Here is a 16,805-nt window from a genome sequence, read left to right on the forward strand (position 1 = left end):
ACGGCCATGGCCAACGCAGGTTTGCGCATCGGACGCTACAAGGTGCGCCGTCTGATGCGCCAGGCGGCTTTGAAGCCGGTCTGGAAGCGCAAATTTGTGCATACGACAGACAGCAAACACGGCTTGCCGGTCGCTGCCAATGTGCTGAACCGGCAATTCAATCCGGCCGCGCCGAACCTCGCTTACGTCAGCGATATCACCTATATTCGGACCGGCGCCGGATGGCTGTACCTTGCCACCGTGCTGGATCTGTACGCGCGCAAAGTGGTCGGTTGGGCGATGGCGCCGAGCATGCCTGCCAAGCTGGTCTGCGATGCATTAAGCATGGCCATCGGGCAACGACAGCCGACGCCGGGATTGATCGTGCATTCGGATCGGGGCAGCCAATATGCCAGCGCGCTGTACCAGGACATGCTGGCCCGACATGGCTTCGTTTGCAGCATGAGCCGTAAGGGAAACTGCTGGGATAACGCCGTGGCCGAACGCTTCTTCCTGAACTTGAAAATGGAGCGCGTGTGGCAGCGCCAATATGCCAACCATGCTGAAGCCAAGGCCGACATCACCGATTACATCGTCGGCTTCTACAACTGCAAGCGTATCAATTCAGCACTGGGCAATCTGCCGCCCACCGTCTATGAACGGAAAATGGCAGCACGCGAACCTATCGTTGTGTCCGGAATTACTTGACCACAGCACATCGCCAAGGGAGGGCCGCTGCCGCAACGTTTTATTCCGCAGAAATGCCGATCTTGGTGGTCGATTCACTCAATGACCGGCTGCTCCCGCCCTGCACATATCGGCGCTGCCATTAGGTCCCCGTATTTGAGTTTTGTGGCTCCTCGCTGTTTTCTCTCGAGGTGGGGTCACGAGGTGGGGTCGCGTCTGCCATTCAGGCACGACCTGGGCCGTTGATGTTTCTTTAGGAAAAATGGCCTGCGGCGCAAGAGCCAGTCAGACGAATCGGAGAGGGTTGCGCTTGCAAGCGCAACCCGGTTTTGCGGCGGCGAGCCGTGCTCGCCGAAGTCCCGCAAAACCCCCGCGCCCGTGCCGGACGCGGATTCGATACCCGCGCTCTGCATGCATGAAATAAATAAAAAGGGCTTCCCCGCCAAAACGGGGAAGCCCTTTTATTTATTCAGTGGTGGAGACGGCGGGAATCGAACCTACCGTAAACCTTGGTTTCTTAGCTGTCTTAACGGTTTCACTGTCAAAATACCGACAATCTGTCTTTGTTGATGACAGTAGCCTCAATGAGAAAAGACGAAGTAAAGGCAGGACGTAGACAGCTCGTGCTCCGAACCGAAAGTAATCTTGCTAGTCGCTGTCACGATATTGAGCGAAGGCGGCAATACCTAACATGGACGTGAACATTATTGCCTGCGCCCATTTTTTGCCATACCAAGCGTGTATAAGGTCTCCATGTGACCAGCTTGAATCGACCGCCATCTTGCTCACTGTGTCTAGTGACCAGTAGTCTAAGGCGGGGATGAAGAACACAAATGTGCCGGTTACTAACCATAAAGTCCAGTTGCCTACCCGGTGCCCACGTGCCCAGGCGTAAAGCAACCCACTGATCAGGCATGCGACCCCGAACAATATCCAGGCGGTTGGGCCAGGTGGTAATCCGATGGTCTCGCCAACACTCTTCACAAATTGGTACCCCACCACGCATACTGCGATAATTGCGATGACCACGAGAAAAACGGCGCTGTCATCATTACGATTGCTCATTTATTTTCCTGATATTGGTTGATGTGCGGCAAATTGTATAACAATTTAACCAACAATTTGGCAGTCTTTACCTAGTTAAGCTCCAAAAATATTTTCTGCTTTTGATCCAGCAGTTTGATCTGCATCAGGCATCCATCGACCATAAACCCGGGCAATCATCGTCCAGTCAGCATGCCCCATCTGTTTTGCCACCCACATAGGGTGCTCGCCGGCCGACAGCATCATGCTGGCATAGGTGTGTCGCGTTTGATAAGGGTTGCGATACCGCACGCCAGCGTTTTGCAGAATGCCGGTCCATAGTGTCTTGCGTATCGGCTGGTCACCCTCCCAGCGCCGTTCCAGACGCGGATTTTGAAACACTTCCTCGCCCTTCGCCCAGGTGAATGCTTTTTGTTCCTGCAGTGCATGCATGGCGCGCTCCAGCAGCTTGACCTCGCGGCGGCCGGCGTTGGTCTTGGTGCTCTCCGCCGCCTTGGAGTGCTGGGTGAGGGCGCGCGTCACCATCACGACGCCACGCACGAAGTCGACGTCTGCCCAATCGAGGGCTACTAGCTCGGACGTGCGCAGGCCAGTCCAGAAGGCAAACTGCAGCAGGTTGCGCCCCTGGCCGGTTGCTTGCGCCAGGATCGCCGCCTGCTCCTCTTTCGTGAATGGGTCGATGTCGTCTTTCGACTGCGGCGCCTCAACCGTGGAATAGCACCATCGCGCCAGAGGATTGATCTCGATCAGCTCGTCCTCTATCGCATCGTCCAGTGCCTTGCGCAGCACGCTCTGGATGTTGGCCATGGTCTTGTTGGTCGCGTTCATGGGCTCCAGCTTTGCCCGCACGTCCTTCTTGCGCAACGCCGACAGCATGATGGTGCCGAACCACGGAATCAGCTGGCCAACGACGATCTTGCGATAGCCGTTGTACGTGCTGGCCTTGAGGTGCTTTTTTTGTCTGTCCAGCCATTTGTCCAGATACGCCTCGATGGTCTGGACGTCGCCCACCTGGTCCGCAAACTTGACGGCATTGGACGACTGCGGAAAGGTGGCAGCATAGTCAAAGCTGTTGGTGGCGATTGCGTGCAGGATTGCCGCTCGGTGATTCTCGGCCCGTTTCAGATTAGCGGAGGTGGGCTTGAGCGCGATCCTTTCCCGGCACCTGGTGCCGCGATACATGAAGGTGATTTCGATGCTGCTTTCCGATGCAGCTTTAACACCTCGCCCGTCTCTACCCATGTTTCGTATCCTTTCACGTCAATTAAAATTCGATTGTCTGGTGCCTTGATCCAGATTGCGTCTTTCGGCCAGATACCGTCCCGTATCTTTGTTCTGATCGCGTCCGGGGTGTACCCGGATTCGCTTGAGAACTTTGGTATGGTCATGTAGCGGAGCATGTCTTTCCCCTATTTTTTGAACGAGTCTGTATCGCTAAAGCAAACGCTTCTGCTTCCGTGTACTGCGGTACTTCAACGCCGGGCTTACGGTAATCACGCAGTCGGCAGAATTCTTTGTACGCATCCGTCTGCGTGGCTGTGATCTGCCGCATGCAAGACACGCAGTGGCCATGCTGCGCCAGCTTGCGCGCCGTGCTGGCCTTGCCGCAGGCGCAGCGCTTGCGCACCAGCGAGTACACGGGCGCGGCCTGGTTGGCCAGGTGGTGGCGCTCGGTTTGTGCTGGGTTGGCGATCATGCTGCCACCGGCAAGGCAGGGCGGCTGGAAACGATGGCCGACAGCGGCACGGCGCGGAACATGCCGGGCCACTGGTGATCGAGCTCGACCCAGGCGTGCAGCTGGCCATTACCCACGTCGCGGCGCAGGTCGGTCACCACGCCGGCCTGGTAGCCTTCGTCGGAATCGAATGTCACCTGGTCGCCACGGGCGACTTGCTGCTGCAGGTTGGTTGGATTGTTCAGCATTGCGGAGTTCCTTTCAGTTTGGCGGTAACGCCGCACACGCCGTAGCGGTCGATGGCAGCGTCGATCACGTCGCCGCTAGACGCGGCAACCTCAAAAAAATCAAAGCGTTCGGTTTGCGTGCGAACGGTCACGGCAAAGGTGCTCATGTGCCGGCCCCGGCATGGGGCGGACTGTCCGGGACAATCAGCCGCGGATACGGGCAGGCACCCACTGCTGCCCAGGCGGCGATGACGCTGGCCTTGTCCTGGTCGGACAGGTTGAATTCGGGCGCGGCCGGTGGCGGCGCCGGCGGCCTGGCAGGGGCCGGTCGGTCGGGGTGCGTACAGTTATTTACACGAGTCCGAGGAACGGCAACCCCAACAGCCACCCCACGCCCACCTGTGGCTTGCACGGGCGTCCACGTATGGCGCACGGATTTGAAGACCACGCCGATCAGGTCGCTGCAGCGCACGCCGTAGGGCGTGATGCGCTGTGTTTCGCCGTAGCGGCCGATGACGGTCTTTTCGTCCTTGGCCAGGGTGATGGCCAGCTCCTTGCGCGGCACCAGGGCGCCGCCCTGGGCGCGTAGGTATTCGGCCCAGCAGGCGCGCTTTTCGCCGTCGATCTTTTGCACGGCGGTCCAGGCGCGGAGCATGGTGGCCGGTGCTTCGTTGACCATGCTTTTCTCGATCCGGCGCAATTCGCGCCATACGGTGACGGGGGCGCCGCCCCACTGCTGGAATTGACGGATGCCCCAGCACGCGGCCCAGGACTCCACGCGCGCCGATGGCGTCAGCTCGATGTCGCCGTCCGCGTCCGGCGTGACGACATAGCCCTCTTTGGTCTTGTGCTCGGCCACGCCGTCGATGTTCTTGGCCACGTACTTGGCGATGTAGCCGGCGGCGCTGCCCTTGGCCCAGTCGATGCGTTTCACGTCCAGGCGGCGCGCGAAGGCACCCGGTTCGCCACGGTCCACGCGCCAGGCGTAGCGCTTCATGATGCGGATGGCGCGGCCGGCCACGTCCTGCAGGTGGGCCGTTTTGTATTTCGCGGTCGGGCGCACGAACAGCAGCAGATGCCAATGCGGGCAGCCATCGTGGTGCGGCTCGGCGATGCGAAAGCCGTACAGGCCGATGCCACGGCGCGCCAGCGCGGAACGGCACAGCGATGTCATCTTGCCCAGGTAGGCATTGGCCTCGCGCGGCGTGGAGCCGTCGAACTTGTCGTTCGGCCTACCACTGTGCTGCATGGCGTGAAAGCGCGATGGGCACGTCCAGGTGATGAAAATGCCCTGGTCGCCACATTCGCGGGCGATCTGTTCAAAGCCGTTGATGCGCAACATCAGTTCGCCGCGCCGGATGGCCTTGTTTGCGGTGGTTTTCTCGGCCAGCTCGGCGATGCTGAATTGCTGGCCGTTCTCGTTCTGCACCAGGGTGGCGGCCAGCGCTGCCGCGTTGCGGCGGTTCTGCGCCAGGCGCGACAGCACGGCGTCGTTGCTGGCGTAGGGTTCGGCGCGATAGTTCACATAGCCCAGGCGGATATTGCCGGCTTCGAAAGCGCGCTTGACGCGCTTGCGCAGTTGGCGGCGCCACCAGCGTGCATCCACCAGGCGGGCGATGGTGTCGGCCAATTCGTCAAACTCAGGCAGCTCGATGCCATACGAGGCGCATTCGTCTTCCATGATCTGCAGGGCGTGCGTGTCGGACACGGCCATCCACAGCATTTTGGTGACGCCAGCGGCCGCGCGTTCGGCGGTGGCCACGATGTCGGCATCGCTCTGCGACAGGTCGACGCCGGCCGGCACGTACTGTTCGGCGAATTCGCGCACAAAACTGGTGGCGATGGACTCATAGATTTTGTACCAGGACGACCACGCCATCTTCGCTATGGCCGCCGTGATGACGCGCTTGCGCCATTTGAACGGAATGCGTGCCAGTTCGGGCGCGAATTGTTTAGATTGCAGGAAGGCTTCGTGACGCTGGGCGGCAGGCAGCAGGATTTGTTTAGATTGCATTCAACAGTCTTTCGTACACACGGATGGCGGCAGAAGTGGCGGCGCGTAGTTCGATGCGCTCTTCTTCGGTAAAGGAGTGGATGGGCGATTCCCAGCGGTCGGCGTCCATGCCGGCAGCGATCAGCACGGAGCGGCGCGCACCACGTGGCGACAAGCCCCAAGCCTGGGCGATGAACGGCGCCATGTTGCGCGGCTTGATGCTGCGCAGCGACGCCTTGGCTTCGGCGATGGCGGCCCGTGCATGCTCGGCGCCGGGTGGCGTCGGCACATCCTTCGCGCGCGCCGCCAGAATTTCGGCGGCAGGCTGGAAGGACAGGTGATTGTCGATAAGGGACGCCGGCATGGCTCAGTCCTTGATGGCGCCGATGGCCTGCAGCAGCGCGGGGGTGATGACGATCAGGAGCGACAGCAGCCAGACGCCGCAGGTTTTGGCCAGGCGCAGCATTAGCGTGCCCCTTCCTTGGCAAAATACTTGGACTGGTTGCTCATGCTACGATCCCCAATTTACACAGGGAAACATGATGGGTGCATCCAAAAAACTCGCGGCAGCGAACGCGATGAAGCAGTTGAAGGGAGCTGCTGCTCCTCACGAAGCCAGTCCAGATACGCTTGACGGGCTTTACGCCGTGGGCGGCTCCATCGCCAGTATCTTCACTGACGGAATGGGTGTCGACGAAATAGAGGACTGCGCTAACGAGCTGTTTTCGTTGCTCAACCAGATCGAGACGACGAAGCCGCATCCAGAGTTTCGGCAGGTTGTTATCGGCGCCATGCGAGCAATTGGCTTCGAGCCGGTGAAGTAATTCACCAGATTTTTTAATACTCATGCTGCGACTCCTTTATCCATATCTTTGGATATATGGGCAGCGGTTTTTTCTTCGCTGTAGGTCGCGGCGCTCAGGGCAGTGATCGCCGCATCGGTTATGGCGATTTCCTTTTCCACCCAAGCACGCTGAGCCTCCCCGCAGATCAACAGCAGGTTCTGATCTTCGCTTCGCTGACGACCCAGCGCGCACAACGCGACGAGTACGGACTCATGCGACAAGGTGACGGTTTTAAGCGTTTGAAGACTGTTTGACATCGACTTTCCTTATTTCAGGTTGAACGAATCCCGCACGCTCAAAAAGGAGCGCAGCAGGGCACAGCAAAGGGAGGTGTTATAGGGGCCGGGTTACGGCGGTACTTGGAGCGTCAAGGCCATCGTCAGCACGCCGTCAAATCAAAGGCCAGCTGATTGGTGGCCGCCACACGCGCATGCTGTGACATTGGAATGCGGATGTCAGGCTTGGCCACGGCGGACAGCGAGAGGGTGCGCAGCACTTCCAGGCCTGCCACGAAGACATGCCCGCAGTCGGGGTTCTGGCACATGTAGGTGATTTCCTTGAACATGGCCGACATCGTGCGGCTTTTGACGGCGCGGACGGTGTATTCGCAATGCGGGCAGGGCAGGCCGATGACTCTCATTTCAGCTTTCTTTCCACTTGGTACAGGGCGCGACCGCGCCCCGTCATGTTTTTCGCCTGCTTGCGCAAGCGCGACTTGATGAGCCATTCAGCTGCTTGCTCGATACTGGCCAACCCTTGGCGCTGGCGCACGATTTCCAGCAGCGCGCGCTCGTCGTCATTGAGAGTAATTTGGTGATCTGGCATGTGGGAAGCTTTGCAGTTGCTCAAAAGTTACTATTCAGTGTCTCGGATTAAGCACCGCGAAGCTGTACGCTGTCGATGTTGGCTTCATCGGCGGCAATAACGGTCAAGGCTTCACGCATGACGATCTGACGCACCAGCACGGCAAGCGCTTCGCCTTGGTAGTCGGCGAGCGAGGAAACCAGCTGGTGCTCGTAATCGTCCAGGCGCAGCATGACGCGGTGGCTGCGGATACGTTTTGCATCGGGGTACATGACGTGGTCCTTAGTTTTGGGTTTTGGATGCGAGTTCGCGCTTGTAGTCGGCGAGGCCACGCAAGATCAGGAAGCGCAAAAACCAGGCGCGGGAGCGTTCCAGCTCTTTCGCATAGCGCTCAACTTCCAGCACCTCATCAGGCGCCAGACGGACGCCGAGTGGCTGAGAAGTGACCCCCTTCGTGGTGCGGCCGGTTTTTGACATGTTATTCATAATGTTATGATGTGTAATCGCTACAGGATGGCGTAACTATATCACTCATTTGAGTGATTTATAAGGGTTTTTTTACTCAAATGAAGTATTTTTTTGAACGTCTTAAAGAAGAGCGTAAGCGCCTTGGCTTGAATCAAGATGAGTTCGCGGCTCTCGGTGGTGTAAAAAAAGGAGCGCAATTCAACTATGAGAATGGTTCCCGAACCCCTGACTCTGATTACTTGGCAGCAATAGCAGATGCTGGCGTGGATGTGCTTTATTTGCTAACGGGTGGGTACTCGACCTCGGCTTTGCCCTCTGATGAGAATGAACTGTTGATCGGCTATCGACGGCTTGACGTACGCAGTAAGGCCCGCGTGCTTGGTCTTATTGAAGGTATCGTAGAGCCAGCGCATGCCGATGAAATGTCTTTGAAGTCGAAGCCCGAGTCAGCCAAGCCCACGGTCGTTTTTCATGGCAAGGTCGGCCAACAGGTAACTGGCGATGTCACCGGAAAGCAGACATTCAACCTTGGCAACAAGAAAAAATGATTGCAAGGTCTGCCTTGTGGATCGTACTTAATTCAAACTAGTGAAAAAAAATGAAGTCCATATTGATCGCCGTACTATTCGCGGCCCTGCCTATCTCGTCCGCTTTTGCAGATGAATCAACTACTGATACAAAAAAAATTAAAGCTGCCTTGGCGAGAATTCCCGTGACGGACAAAGATCTTACTTACAAAAACCTCGCTGAACGTCTGCCAAAGGTCGGAATGACTGTGGAGTACATCAAAATCGGGAAAGTTGGGAAAGGCGAGGATGAACCGCCTTATTTTCTCGCAGGTGACGAAGTGATTGATATTTTCTTGAACGAGCCGAACCAGGTCGTGAAAGCGATTTGCCCAATCAGTGGCGGCCGCGCCTCGTATGTAATTCGTGGAAAAAAAATCATCCCGCAGACGCGAACCGCTTACTGGTTGATGACGAATCGATGTGATTTTAAAGGCTAGATTGATAGTGTAATGTTAAAAGTTTTGGAGACGCTGAAAAAATGTCTTGCAAGGAAGTCATAGCTTTTTACGGGAACGTCTCGCAGGTAGTTGTCGGCAATGTCATTGAGGTGGCGCGTCAAAGCAAAGCGGTCTGTGGTGCGCGTATTGAATTCCAGGCGCTGACGAAGTTACAGCGGCAAGATGTAACGGCGAAGGTCAAGGCGTGGGTTGCACGGGACGGAGGGCCAACGCTGGATGTCTACCGTGTGTTGCCGAATAATCTTGGTGCGGCCAGCATGAATGCATTCCCTTGCGACAAATACATGGCGGCGATACCGTGCGCTTTCTGCGCGCGGCAAGCAGCAGATATCAAGCTGGTGCGGGCGATGGTCGTGGCGCAGTGGGCATTGCTGCTGGGGGCGATCTTGCTTTGCGGCTGGCTGTTGCTGCCTTCCACTGTCGATACTGCATCGAAATCTTCTGCCGAGACACGCTGCTTCATCGACGGCAAGGCATACTCGATTGGCAGTTCCAACAGGATGCCGAATGGAACGATACGTGAGTGTATGAACAACGGCATGGACGGGGTGCCCCGCTGGACCACAGGAGTGATAAATTGAGATTTTCACTCATCAAGAAATTGCTTTTTACTGCATGCCTGTTGGCATGCGTCCCTCTGCTAGCCGCCAACACGCCATGCTCTGGCAGCAAAGGGGGCGTTTCCAATTGTGATGGCGCAACCTTCGTCTGCAATGATGGTTCGATCAGCGCGTCGAAAAAAATCTGCTCCGCCACTGGCAAGCCAGCCAAGCCAGCAAAGGAGCCGGTGGCCGATGCTTCTGGCTGCACCTGCCGCAGCGGCAATTATTGCATCGGGCCGCGTGGTGGCGAGTATTGCTTGAGCGATAGCGGCGCCAAGAGTTACCGGCGCCGCTGATTTCTGCCTTACTTCAAGTACACGAATAGCTGCACTTTCCACGACATTTGCAGCGCGGCACTTCCTGATAGTTGAAATGCGTGAGTTGCCTACTGAGAGCGTTTGCAATGGCCTCAGGATCGGCACCTGCCAAAATCTTATGCCAGGTTTCTTTGGAGCGGACTTGATCCGACAGCCCAAGTATCTGGCGACGAATATGATTGCAAATCTCGTCCTCATGGCGTTCAATTTCTTCTAAATTTTTATCGATCATGACACTCTCCAATATTGATGCATTTGATGAATTAACAGGGCGAATTTTTGCTAAGTTGTATGAAAATTTCCCTAAGCCGATCTTGCTAGATGCGCGGCGCTTTCTCGACGGTGGTGAGGCCGCTGTATACGATGCTCGCAGCTTTACCGGGGCGAAACTGACGCCACAGGCGGAGGCGTTCGTTTACACAGCCGCCTGGCTTGTACAAGAGGGATATATCGCTGTGCGTCCTCATAGCAAGACAAACACTGGATTTTCCGGGGCGGCACTCAGCGAGAAAGGCCTTGCGGCGCTGAAGGCTGTTCCCGATAGTCTTGCCACCCGAGCCACGCTGGGCGAACGATTGGTTCAGTCAGTGAAGGCCGGAACGATGGAAACGCTCAAGAGTATTGCGAGTGAGGTCTTGAGTGTTTGCGTGAAAACCGTGATCCTGCCATAGTTTACCTGCCTAATCCTTGGAGTCTGCCTCTTCCGGCTTCCAAGGCTCCTCGCTGTTCTCCCTGATGATGGCGCGCACCTCCCCGATGTCCCGCCACGCATACTTCGCTGCCCGCATGGCGCTGCTTTTGCTTTTGTAAAGGTGCTCCAGTGTCTTGACCTTGTCTTTTTTGCCGGCCATCTCCTGGCCCGTTTTCTTCTTCTTCGCCGCCACATCCTTCCACTTGGCCACCACGCCCGTGATACCCGCGTCGGGGTCCGTTTCCACTTCGCGCTCGGCCTCGACCGCCTCGGTTTTGGTTTCAAACTCTACACGCGTGGTAAAGCCGCTGCCGCCCAGGCTATGCGTGACCTTGACCGATAGCCACTCTGTGGCGTCGATCTCAGGCTTGAAGCCTTTTACCGTCACGGGCGATTGCGGAAACACGGCGGGGTTGCCCAGGGCAAGGCTCATTTCAAAGGTTGCCAGACCGCGCTGGATGCGCTGCCATTCAGCCACGGCCGCCGTGCGCGCGTCAATTTCGCTGGCAAAGGTGGTGCGCAGGCGCTTGCTGTTGCCGGCCACACCCGCCACGACGCTACGGCGGCGCGCGTAGCGCTCGTCGTGCCAGAAGGCGCGCACGCCGGTGTAGGAATCGCTTTCGGCGCTGTGGTAGCGGTGACCGTCGCCCAGTGCGCGCGTGATGGGGATGACGGGTAGCGCCTTGCCGCTGGCGGTGCGGCTTTGGTTGATGGGGATGAATAGCAAGGTGTCGTTCTTGACGGTGGCCACGGCATCGTATTTCTTGCCCAGGCGGCGCAGGAAGGCCGCGTCGCTTTCGTGGGTCTGGTCGATGTGCTCGATGGCGATATCGCGCAGACGCACCGAGATGCCCGAAGCCAGCTCGTTCTGGAAGGCAATCGCCTCGATGATGGCACCCAAGGTGGTTTTGTGAAAGCTGCGTTCTTGCTGCTGTTTGAAGGTGTCGATCAGGTTTGCCGACCTGGCGCGCAGGGTGATGGTGTCGGGCGCACCGCTGTGCTCCACCTCGTCCACGGTGAACTTGCCCATGTCCACCAGGCCGCTGGCTTGCCAGCCCAGCGCCAGGGCGATCTGCGCGCCGCGCGGCGGCATGGCCAGCTTGCCGTCGCTGTCGTCCAGAGAAATATCGAGCTGGTCGCTCTCGTCGCCACGGCACAGGGTCAACGTCAAGTTGATCAGCCGCGGCGAGACGATGGCGGTCAAATCCTTGTCCTCGATGCTGACCTTGAAGGCGGGGATATGGTCGCTCATTTGAACTTGTCCGCCGCGCTGCCGATGGCGCCGCTGATGCTGCCGCCGATCTTGTCTTTCATCTCGCTAACGACGCCGCCGTATTTCGACGTGATGCCGCCGACCACATTGCCCACGACGCTGCCCACGGCATTCTTGGCCGCGCCGGCAATGCTGCTGGTCATGCCGTCGATGCTGAGCATGTTTTTCAGGTCGCCGATGTCGCCCAGGCCGACCATGGCCAGCACGCCGTCGTCGTCGCGCTTGAGCGCAATCGAGAACTCGACGCGGCGCGCGCCGCCGCTGCCGTCCAGGATGCTGCGCCCCTCCGTCATGCTCGTGATGCGGTAGGAACCGAGAATGCGGCCGGTGCCCTGGATCAGAATCCACGATTTACCCGTGTCGGCCATCATGCGCAGCGCATCGAGCGAATACAGGGAACCGGTCAGTTCCGGCGCCACCCAGCCCGACAGGGTGATGGTGTCGTCACCTGGCCCGACATATTGATGCGCGTCGCGCAGGCCCACGCGGGCCGTGCTGGCGTGCTTCCATTCCGTTTGCCGCTGCAGCTCGTGATAGGCCAGCGTCGGTAAGCTGAAAACGAACATTCCTAAAATCATCATCATGGTGTGCTTCCTTTATTCGCGGTCATACAGGGCCGAGCGCATGCGTGCCACCTTTTCGCGGTCGCGCTGTTCCAGAGCCATATTCACGGCGCGCGCGATGGCTTGCGGGTCCATGCCGGGTGCCGTGGCAATGTGAATTTGAATTGTGTCGTGGCTGTCGTAGCTGGCGGCTTGGCCACGCGCCGTCACCGGCGGCCGGGTATCGAACGCTATAGCTGGAGCAGGCCCCCCATCATCAATATTCATTCCGGCACCGAGTGGTGCCAGCTGCCGGGCCAGGCCGCTGACCTGGCGCAGCGCGTCATTGCTTGGCGCCGGCATAACCAGGGGGCGCGCATCGAGCGGCGCGGCCGGGGCCGGTACCGTGTTGATCTGCGCCAGTTGGCGGGCCAGCCCGTTGACTTGGCGCAGCGCGTCATTGCCTGGTGCCGGCGTAACCAGGGGGCGCACATCGAGCGGTGCGGCCTGGGTCGGTAGCGCGTTGATCTGCGCCAACTGGCGGGCCAGCCCGTTGACCTGGCGCAGGGCGTTATTGATAGGTGCTGGCGTAACCAAAGGGCGCACATCGAGCGGTGCGGCCGGGGCCGGTACCGTGTTGATCTGCGCCAGCTGGCGGGCCAGCACGTTGACCTGGCGCAGGGCGTCATTGCTTGGTGCCGGCGTAGCCAGGGGGCGTGCATCGAGCGGTGCGGTCGGAGCCGGTACCGCGTTGATCTGCGCCAGCTGGCGGGCCAGCCCGTTGACCTGGCGCAGCGCGTCATTGCTTGGCGCCGGCGTAACCAGGGGGCGCGCATCGAGCGGCGCGGCTGGGGCCGGTACCGCGTTCATCTGCGCCAATTGGCGGGCCAGCCCGTTGACCTGACGCAGGGCGTCATTGCTTGGTGCCGGCGTAACCAGGGGGCGCGCATCGAGCGGCGCGGCTGGGGCCGGTACCGCGTTCATCTGCGCCAATTGGCGGGCCAGCTCGTTGACTTGACGCAGGGCGTCATTGCTTGGTGCCGGCGTAATCAGGGGGCGCGCATCGAGCGGTGCGGCCGGGGCCGGTACCGCGTTGATCTGCGCCAGTTGGCGGGCCAGCCCGTTGACCTGGCGCAGCGCGTCATTGCTTGGTGCCGGCGTAATCAGCGGGTGCGCATCGAGCGGCGCGGCCGGGGTCGGTACCGCATTGATCTGCGCCAGCTGGCGGGCCAACCCGTTGACTTGGCGCAGGGCGTCATTGTTTGGTGCCGGCGTAACCAGGGGGCGCGCATCGAGCGGCGCGGTCGGGGCCGGTACAGCGTTGAAATGCTCCCGCTGACGGTTCAGTCCGCTGATCTGGCGCAGCGCGTCATTGCTTGGCGCCGGCGCAACCAGGGGGCGCGCATCGAGCGGGGCAGCGGGGGCCGGTGCCGGGTTGATCTGCGCCGGCTGACGGGCCAGCCCGGTGACTTGACGCAGTGCGGCATTGCCAGTTGCCGGTGCATCGACCGACGGCTGCACGTTGAGCGCGGCGGCAGGGCCGACTGCTGCCCCGATGGCGATACTTGCGCCTATCTGGGTCAGGCGCTTGGCAAGGCTGCTGACTTGAGTGATGGACGCGCCCGCGCTGCGCTCCAAGCCCATCGCCAATCCCTGCATGGTGTAGTCGCCCAGCTGCGCAAATACGCGACTCGGGCTGTGGATTCCCAGCTTTTCCTTGAACCAGGCAATGGTGCTGGAACCGGCATTGCTGATGGCATCCTTGACGGTGCCCATGGAGCCGGTAATGCCATTGACCAGGCCGCGCATAATGTTGGCGCCGAACTCGGTGAACTTGGCGGGCAGCTCGATACCGAACCAGCCCATCACGCCTGCAAACGCTTGGTAAAACACGCCCAGCGGCGACCAATTAATAAGTAGGGCAGTGATGTTGCCGATGCCGCCGGCACAAACGTTGCGTAGGCGCGACCAGATATCGGCAAAGAAGGCGGTGATGGGCGTCCAGGACGCGGTGATGCGCTGCAGGATGCTGGCGCCAAAGTCGGTGAACTTGGCGGGCAGCTCAATGCCGAACCAGCCCAGCACGCCCGCGAAGGCTCGATAGAACAGGCCCACGGGCGACCAGTTGGCGATCAGCTTGCTGACGCCGCCGATGCCGCCGGCAAACGCGGTCTTGACGTGCGACCAGATGCCGGTAAAGAAACCCTTGATCGGCTCCCAATATTTATAGATCAGGAAGGCGGCGCCGGCCAAGACCGTGATGGCGATGCCAATCGGGTTGAGCATGAGGGCGCGGCCCAGCCACAGCACGGCCCGGCCCGCCCACATGAAGGCGCCGCCCAGGCCGCGCAGGATGGGCGTGAGCACGCCACCCGTCACGCCCATCTTGGCAAACATGACGTGCAGCATGGCATACGGGCCGATCAGGGCGGCAATGCCCAGCATCAGCGGGCCGAGTACCAGCAGCAGGCCTGCCAGCACGGCAAAGGCCGTAATCATGACCTTGGCCACGGTGGGGTTGCGCTCCATGAAGCCGTTGAGCCGCGTCACGGCGCTGATGGCCATTTCCAGCCCTTGCGCGTACAGCGGCAGGATTTTCTCGCCCATGGTCAGCTTCAGATCGGCCAGCTTGGACTGTGCTTCCAGCTCCTTACCGGCCGCCAAGTCGCGCCCCAGCTTTTCCAGCTGCGGGATGTTGGCGGCGCCACGGTTGAGTTTTTCGTTTTTGTGGATCTGCACGCGCTGCAAATAAAACTGTGAATGTAGGTTCGATGCCGTGCGGTTTGAAAAGATGCTGCCGATGGCATCGAGTACTTGGTTCTTTTCCGTGATGCCTTTCTTGGCCAACTGCGGCAACAACACTTTTTCCATCCACTCGAATTGGTTTTCGCGGAACAGCTCCGAACCTAGCAGCGCGCCAGGATTGAGGAAAGAAAGTTGTCCCGCTTTGTCATGTTTGACCTTGCTCTTGTCGCCGATCAGGCCGAACTCCTCCAGTTTCTTGGCCGAGCGCTTGGTAGTGCGGCCCTGGTACAAGTTCTGGTAAGCACTCATCAGGGATGTGCCGACACGGTTACCCCCCATTTCCTGCACAAGAGGTTCCATCTGGTAGTAAAACGATTCGTCTTTGAGTCCTTTGGCGGCAAGGCCGCCGGTCTTGATCATGTTTAGCCATTCATTCGGGCCGACGCGCCCGCCCGTGGCGGTAATCACCTGCTGCACGATATTGGCCTGGGCTTCGAACTTTTCCTTGCTCTCCAGGCCACCGCGCAGCTCGATCACCTTGAGCATGTCCATGAACTTGCGTTCGTTGTCGGCGCCTTCCGCCTCGCCATAGAAGGCATGGTTGGCAAATTTCATCTTGGCCAGGATGGGCGCCACCATTTCCGCGTGGTGTACATCTGCAAAGGCGCTCATGCCGTCGCGCATCAATTGCAGGTTGTCGAGCTGGCTGGTGCCGTAGGTTTTCATGTTGCGCGCGAAGGCCACGGCTTCTGCGGACACCTTGTCACCCAGGCCCAGCGCGTTGACGCGGCCCACTTCTGTTTGATAATGCTTGGCCTCGTTCAGCCCTTTGACGACGGGCGCGCCGATGACTGCGCCCGTGGCGGTCGCACCTGCGCCGGCCATGGCCAAGTTGCCCGCCTTGTTGCGCAGCTTGTCGGCATGTTGGGTGGCGGTGGTCACGCGCTGCTGCTTGGCGGCCGCGTTGGCCAGCTTTTGTTGCTGCAGCGTCATGGTTTTATTGGTGGCCTCGATCTCGCGGCGCAAGGTGCGCTCGTGGTTGGCCAGGTCTTTGGTGCCGATGCCGGCGCTTGCCAGGCGTTCGCGCATGATTTGCAATTGCTGGCTTTGTTGCTGGCCGGCGGTCTTCAAGGCGCCGGCCGCTTTGACTGCGGCGTTAAACTCGCGCGTCATGGCGCGTGTGGGCGCTTCCGTCTGCTTCATCTTAATGGCCAGGCTGGCCACTTTCTGCTGGGCCGCTTCCAGCTTGGTGCGGGTAGCGTCCAGGCCGCCATGCAGCTCGCGGAATTTGCCGATGTTCTTTTGCTGCGCATTGAGGTCGCGCAAGCGGTCGCTGGTGGCTTTCAGCGCTTTGGCCGTCTCACTGGAGCCGCCAATGATTTTTTTGAGCGGGCCGGTGATTTTGTCCAGCGCCGAAAAGACCACCTGTAATTTCAAATCCCGACCAGCCATTTATTCCGCTCCGCTTCGTTGCCTGGCGCGCTCGCGCCAGGCCATCAGTTCATTAATCGTAAAATCGTCCATCGCTGCCGGCGTCCAATGAAAAACGCCGGCAATGTCGGCCATGGCGTCTTCTACTTCGCCGGGGATACCGAAAGGCGATCTGCTTTGCTCGCCAAAAAACCGGCAACCTCGGCGCCCACAGCCAGCAAGTCGGCAGGGTCCATGCTGGCGATGTCGTGCGCCGTCAAGGTTGGCTCGGTGATGCGCGGCAGCACGATCTGCAGGGCCGATACGTTCAGGTTGGCCAGTTCGATCAGCGAGATACCGCGCAGGGCGCCCGCCTTGGGCTTGCGCACGGTCAGCGAGGTGATGAAGTCATCGCCGCGTTTGATGGGTTCATCCAGTGTGATGACGGCTTGGTTTTGGTTGTCGATGTTCATGTT

The 16,805-nt window shown here is 59.4% G+C and carries 25 protein-coding genes; 7 read left to right on the top strand and 18 right to left on the bottom strand.

Features of this window, described 5'->3' with window-relative positions:
* Nucleotides 1-687, top strand: a 687-nt coding sequence (locus ACQ4W6_RS15125) for an IS3 family transposase (RefSeq protein ID WP_436567999.1), incomplete at its 5' end; no start/stop codon positions are given.
* Between the two features lie 627 nt (nt 688-1,314).
* Here the strand turns inward: ACQ4W6_RS15125 and ACQ4W6_RS15130 are convergent.
* The 7 genes from ACQ4W6_RS15130 to ACQ4W6_RS15160 all read right to left on the bottom strand — a co-directional run bounded on the left by ACQ4W6_RS15130 (nt 1,315) and on the right by ACQ4W6_RS15160 (nt 5,969).
* The gene (locus ACQ4W6_RS15130; protein ID WP_436568000.1) at nt 1,315-1,731 is read right to left on the bottom strand and encodes a hypothetical protein; all 417 of its coding nucleotides are present in this window, start codon (nt 1,729-1,731) and stop codon (nt 1,315-1,317) included.
* Between the two features lie 75 nt (nt 1,732-1,806).
* Entirely contained in the window at nt 1,807-2,952 is a 1,146-nt protein-coding gene (locus ACQ4W6_RS15135) for an Arm DNA-binding domain-containing protein (RefSeq protein WP_436568001.1), read from the bottom strand.
* Between the two features lie 142 nt (nt 2,953-3,094).
* A complete protein-coding gene (locus tag ACQ4W6_RS15140; RefSeq protein WP_436568002.1) occupies nt 3,095-3,406 on the bottom strand; it encodes a hypothetical protein in 312 nt (103 codons plus the stop codon).
* Nucleotides 3,403-3,633: a hypothetical protein gene (locus tag ACQ4W6_RS15145; RefSeq protein ID WP_436568003.1), complete on the bottom strand. Its 231-nt coding sequence runs from the start codon at nt 3,631-3,633 to the stop codon at nt 3,403-3,405. The genes ACQ4W6_RS15140 and ACQ4W6_RS15145 overlap by 4 nt, the downstream gene beginning before the upstream one ends.
* The gene (locus ACQ4W6_RS15150) at nt 3,627-3,779 is read right to left on the bottom strand and encodes a hypothetical protein (protein ID WP_436568004.1); all 153 of its coding nucleotides are present in this window, start codon (nt 3,777-3,779) and stop codon (nt 3,627-3,629) included. Before ACQ4W6_RS15150 ends, ACQ4W6_RS15145 begins: the two co-directional genes overlap by 7 nt.
* Nucleotides 3,776-5,626, bottom strand: a complete 1,851-nt coding sequence (locus ACQ4W6_RS15155) for a replication endonuclease (protein ID WP_436568005.1) — start codon at nt 5,624-5,626, stop codon at nt 3,776-3,778. The genes ACQ4W6_RS15150 and ACQ4W6_RS15155 overlap by 4 nt, the downstream gene beginning before the upstream one ends.
* Nucleotides 5,616-5,969: a hypothetical protein gene (locus ACQ4W6_RS15160; protein ID WP_436568006.1), complete on the bottom strand. Its 354-nt coding sequence runs from the start codon at nt 5,967-5,969 to the stop codon at nt 5,616-5,618. The genes ACQ4W6_RS15155 and ACQ4W6_RS15160 overlap by 11 nt, the downstream gene beginning before the upstream one ends.
* A gap of 175 nt (nt 5,970-6,144) precedes the next feature.
* Here ACQ4W6_RS15160 and ACQ4W6_RS15165 point away from each other — a divergent pair, with 175 nt between their 5' ends.
* A complete protein-coding gene (locus ACQ4W6_RS15165; RefSeq protein WP_436568007.1) occupies nt 6,145-6,429 on the top strand; it encodes a hypothetical protein in 285 nt (94 codons plus the stop codon).
* A gap of 20 nt (nt 6,430-6,449) precedes the next feature.
* On the opposite strand, the gene ACQ4W6_RS15170 is transcribed toward ACQ4W6_RS15165, so the two are convergent.
* The 5 genes from ACQ4W6_RS15170 to ACQ4W6_RS15190 form a co-directional block, all read right to left on the bottom strand.
* A complete protein-coding gene (locus ACQ4W6_RS15170) occupies nt 6,450-6,707 on the bottom strand; it encodes a hypothetical protein (protein ID WP_436568008.1) in 258 nt (85 codons plus the stop codon).
* Nucleotides 6,708-6,829: 122 nt separating this feature from the next.
* Complete coding sequence (locus ACQ4W6_RS15175; RefSeq protein WP_436568009.1) at nt 6,830-7,090, bottom strand: Ogr/Delta-like zinc finger protein; 261 nt, start codon at nt 7,088-7,090, stop codon at nt 6,830-6,832.
* Complete coding sequence (locus ACQ4W6_RS15180) at nt 7,087-7,275, bottom strand: hypothetical protein (protein ID WP_436568010.1); 189 nt, start codon at nt 7,273-7,275, stop codon at nt 7,087-7,089. The genes ACQ4W6_RS15175 and ACQ4W6_RS15180 overlap by 4 nt, the downstream gene beginning before the upstream one ends.
* A gap of 47 nt (nt 7,276-7,322) precedes the next feature.
* A complete protein-coding gene (locus ACQ4W6_RS15185) occupies nt 7,323-7,526 on the bottom strand; it encodes a hypothetical protein (protein WP_436568011.1) in 204 nt (67 codons plus the stop codon).
* Between the two features lie 10 nt (nt 7,527-7,536).
* Nucleotides 7,537-7,731 (bottom strand): hypothetical protein, encoded by a 195-nt coding sequence (locus tag ACQ4W6_RS15190; protein WP_436568012.1) that lies wholly within the window; start codon nt 7,729-7,731, stop codon nt 7,537-7,539.
* 89 nt (nt 7,732-7,820) lie between these two features.
* On the opposite strand from ACQ4W6_RS15190, the gene ACQ4W6_RS15195 reads away from it, so the two are divergent.
* Genes ACQ4W6_RS15195 through ACQ4W6_RS25750 form a run of 4 tightly spaced genes read left to right on the top strand, consistent with a single transcriptional unit; the run spans nt 7,821 to nt 9,647 of the window.
* The gene (locus ACQ4W6_RS15195; protein ID WP_436568013.1) at nt 7,821-8,270 is read left to right on the top strand and encodes a helix-turn-helix domain-containing protein; all 450 of its coding nucleotides are present in this window, start codon (nt 7,821-7,823) and stop codon (nt 8,268-8,270) included.
* Nucleotides 8,271-8,320: 50 nt separating this feature from the next.
* Nucleotides 8,321-8,728 carry a hypothetical protein gene (locus ACQ4W6_RS15200; protein ID WP_436568014.1) on the top strand — a complete coding sequence of 136 codons (408 nt, stop codon included), beginning with the start codon at nt 8,321-8,323 and terminating at the stop codon, nt 8,726-8,728.
* A 41-nt stretch (nt 8,729-8,769) separates the two neighbouring features.
* Nucleotides 8,770-9,330 (top strand): hypothetical protein, encoded by a 561-nt coding sequence (locus ACQ4W6_RS15205; RefSeq protein WP_436568015.1) that lies wholly within the window; start codon nt 8,770-8,772, stop codon nt 9,328-9,330.
* Nucleotides 9,273-9,647 carry a YdcA family protein gene (locus tag ACQ4W6_RS25750; RefSeq protein ID WP_495542723.1) on the top strand — a complete coding sequence of 125 codons (375 nt, stop codon included), beginning with the start codon at nt 9,273-9,275 and terminating at the stop codon, nt 9,645-9,647. The genes ACQ4W6_RS15205 and ACQ4W6_RS25750 overlap by 58 nt, the downstream gene beginning before the upstream one ends.
* A 13-nt stretch (nt 9,648-9,660) precedes the next feature.
* Here ACQ4W6_RS25750 and ACQ4W6_RS15210 read toward each other — a convergent pair whose 3' ends face one another.
* Nucleotides 9,661-9,900 carry a hypothetical protein gene (locus tag ACQ4W6_RS15210; RefSeq protein WP_436568016.1) on the bottom strand — a complete coding sequence of 80 codons (240 nt, stop codon included), beginning with the start codon at nt 9,898-9,900 and terminating at the stop codon, nt 9,661-9,663.
* Between ACQ4W6_RS15210 and ACQ4W6_RS15215 the strand changes: the two genes are divergently transcribed.
* The gene (locus ACQ4W6_RS15215) at nt 9,899-10,339 is read left to right on the top strand and encodes a hypothetical protein (RefSeq protein WP_436568017.1); all 441 of its coding nucleotides are present in this window, start codon (nt 9,899-9,901) and stop codon (nt 10,337-10,339) included. The genes ACQ4W6_RS15210 and ACQ4W6_RS15215 overlap by 2 nt on opposite strands.
* Before the next feature lie 9 nt (nt 10,340-10,348).
* On the opposite strand, the gene ACQ4W6_RS15220 is transcribed toward ACQ4W6_RS15215, so the two are convergent.
* The 5 genes from ACQ4W6_RS15220 to ACQ4W6_RS15240 are packed head-to-tail and all read right to left on the bottom strand — an operon-like array spanning nt 10,349 to nt 16,796.
* A complete protein-coding gene (locus tag ACQ4W6_RS15220) occupies nt 10,349-11,611 on the bottom strand; it encodes a phage late control D family protein (RefSeq protein ID WP_436568018.1) in 1,263 nt (420 codons plus the stop codon).
* A complete protein-coding gene (locus ACQ4W6_RS15225) occupies nt 11,608-12,216 on the bottom strand; it encodes a phage tail protein (protein ID WP_034785845.1) in 609 nt (202 codons plus the stop codon). Before ACQ4W6_RS15225 ends, ACQ4W6_RS15220 begins: the two co-directional genes overlap by 4 nt.
* 12 nt (nt 12,217-12,228) lie before the next feature.
* Nucleotides 12,229-16,371: a phage tail tape measure protein gene (locus ACQ4W6_RS15230; RefSeq protein WP_436568019.1), complete on the bottom strand. Its 4,143-nt coding sequence runs from the start codon at nt 16,369-16,371 to the stop codon at nt 12,229-12,231.
* A complete protein-coding gene (locus ACQ4W6_RS15235) occupies nt 16,372-16,485 on the bottom strand; it encodes a GpE family phage tail protein (protein ID WP_086138177.1) in 114 nt (37 codons plus the stop codon).
* An 8-nt stretch (nt 16,486-16,493) separates the two neighbouring features.
* Entirely contained in the window at nt 16,494-16,796 is a 303-nt protein-coding gene (locus ACQ4W6_RS15240; RefSeq protein WP_436568194.1) for a phage tail assembly protein, read from the bottom strand.
* Nucleotides 16,797-16,805 lie beyond the last annotated feature (9 nt).

Source organism: Janthinobacterium woesei (assembly GCF_051380875.1).
In the GTDB taxonomy this organism is placed as follows: Bacteria; Pseudomonadota; Gammaproteobacteria; order Burkholderiales; family Burkholderiaceae_D; genus Janthinobacterium.

What these genes read in the sequence shown, in the direction of transcription:
- ACQ4W6_RS15130 (WP_436568000.1), bottom strand. Translation starts at nt 1,731, where the DNA reads ATGAGCAATCGTAATGATGACAGCGCCGTTTTTCTCGTGGTCATCGCA.
- ACQ4W6_RS15135 (WP_436568001.1), bottom strand. Translation starts at nt 2,952, where the DNA reads ATGGGTAGAGACGGGCGAGGTGTTAAAGCTGCATCGGAAAGCAGCATC.
- ACQ4W6_RS15140 (WP_436568002.1), bottom strand. Translation starts at nt 3,406, where the DNA reads ATGATCGCCAACCCAGCACAAACCGAGCGCCACCACCTGGCCAACCAG.
- ACQ4W6_RS15145 (WP_436568003.1), bottom strand. Translation starts at nt 3,633, where the DNA reads ATGCTGAACAATCCAACCAACCTGCAGCAGCAAGTCGCCCGTGGCGAC.
- ACQ4W6_RS15150 (WP_436568004.1), bottom strand. Translation starts at nt 3,779, where the DNA reads ATGAGCACCTTTGCCGTGACCGTTCGCACGCAAACCGAACGCTTTGAT.
- ACQ4W6_RS15155 (WP_436568005.1), bottom strand. Translation starts at nt 5,626, where the DNA reads ATGCAATCTAAACAAATCCTGCTGCCTGCCGCCCAGCGTCACGAAGCC.
- ACQ4W6_RS15160 (WP_436568006.1), bottom strand. Translation starts at nt 5,969, where the DNA reads ATGCCGGCGTCCCTTATCGACAATCACCTGTCCTTCCAGCCTGCCGCC.
- ACQ4W6_RS15165 (WP_436568007.1), top strand. Translation starts at nt 6,145, where the DNA reads ATGATGGGTGCATCCAAAAAACTCGCGGCAGCGAACGCGATGAAGCAG.
- ACQ4W6_RS15170 (WP_436568008.1), bottom strand. Translation starts at nt 6,707, where the DNA reads ATGTCAAACAGTCTTCAAACGCTTAAAACCGTCACCTTGTCGCATGAG.
- ACQ4W6_RS15175 (WP_436568009.1), bottom strand. Translation starts at nt 7,090, where the DNA reads ATGAGAGTCATCGGCCTGCCCTGCCCGCATTGCGAATACACCGTCCGC.
- ACQ4W6_RS15180 (WP_436568010.1), bottom strand. Translation starts at nt 7,275, where the DNA reads ATGCCAGATCACCAAATTACTCTCAATGACGACGAGCGCGCGCTGCTG.
- ACQ4W6_RS15185 (WP_436568011.1), bottom strand. Translation starts at nt 7,526, where the DNA reads ATGTACCCCGATGCAAAACGTATCCGCAGCCACCGCGTCATGCTGCGC.
- ACQ4W6_RS15190 (WP_436568012.1), bottom strand. Translation starts at nt 7,731, where the DNA reads ATGTCAAAAACCGGCCGCACCACGAAGGGGGTCACTTCTCAGCCACTC.
- ACQ4W6_RS15195 (WP_436568013.1), top strand. Translation starts at nt 7,821, where the DNA reads ATGAAGTATTTTTTTGAACGTCTTAAAGAAGAGCGTAAGCGCCTTGGC.
- ACQ4W6_RS15200 (WP_436568014.1), top strand. Translation starts at nt 8,321, where the DNA reads ATGAAGTCCATATTGATCGCCGTACTATTCGCGGCCCTGCCTATCTCG.
- ACQ4W6_RS15205 (WP_436568015.1), top strand. Translation starts at nt 8,770, where the DNA reads ATGTCTTGCAAGGAAGTCATAGCTTTTTACGGGAACGTCTCGCAGGTA.
- ACQ4W6_RS15215 (WP_436568017.1), top strand. Translation starts at nt 9,899, where the DNA reads ATGACACTCTCCAATATTGATGCATTTGATGAATTAACAGGGCGAATT.
- ACQ4W6_RS15210 (WP_436568016.1), bottom strand. Translation starts at nt 9,900, where the DNA reads ATGATCGATAAAAATTTAGAAGAAATTGAACGCCATGAGGACGAGATT.
- ACQ4W6_RS15220 (WP_436568018.1), bottom strand. Translation starts at nt 11,611, where the DNA reads ATGAGCGACCATATCCCCGCCTTCAAGGTCAGCATCGAGGACAAGGAT.
- ACQ4W6_RS15225 (WP_034785845.1), bottom strand. Translation starts at nt 12,216, where the DNA reads ATGATGATGATTTTAGGAATGTTCGTTTTCAGCTTACCGACGCTGGCC.
- ACQ4W6_RS15230 (WP_436568019.1), bottom strand. Translation starts at nt 16,371, where the DNA reads ATGGCTGGTCGGGATTTGAAATTACAGGTGGTCTTTTCGGCGCTGGAC.
- ACQ4W6_RS15235 (WP_086138177.1), bottom strand. Translation starts at nt 16,485, where the DNA reads ATGGCCGACATTGCCGGCGTTTTTCATTGGACGCCGGCAGCGATGGAC.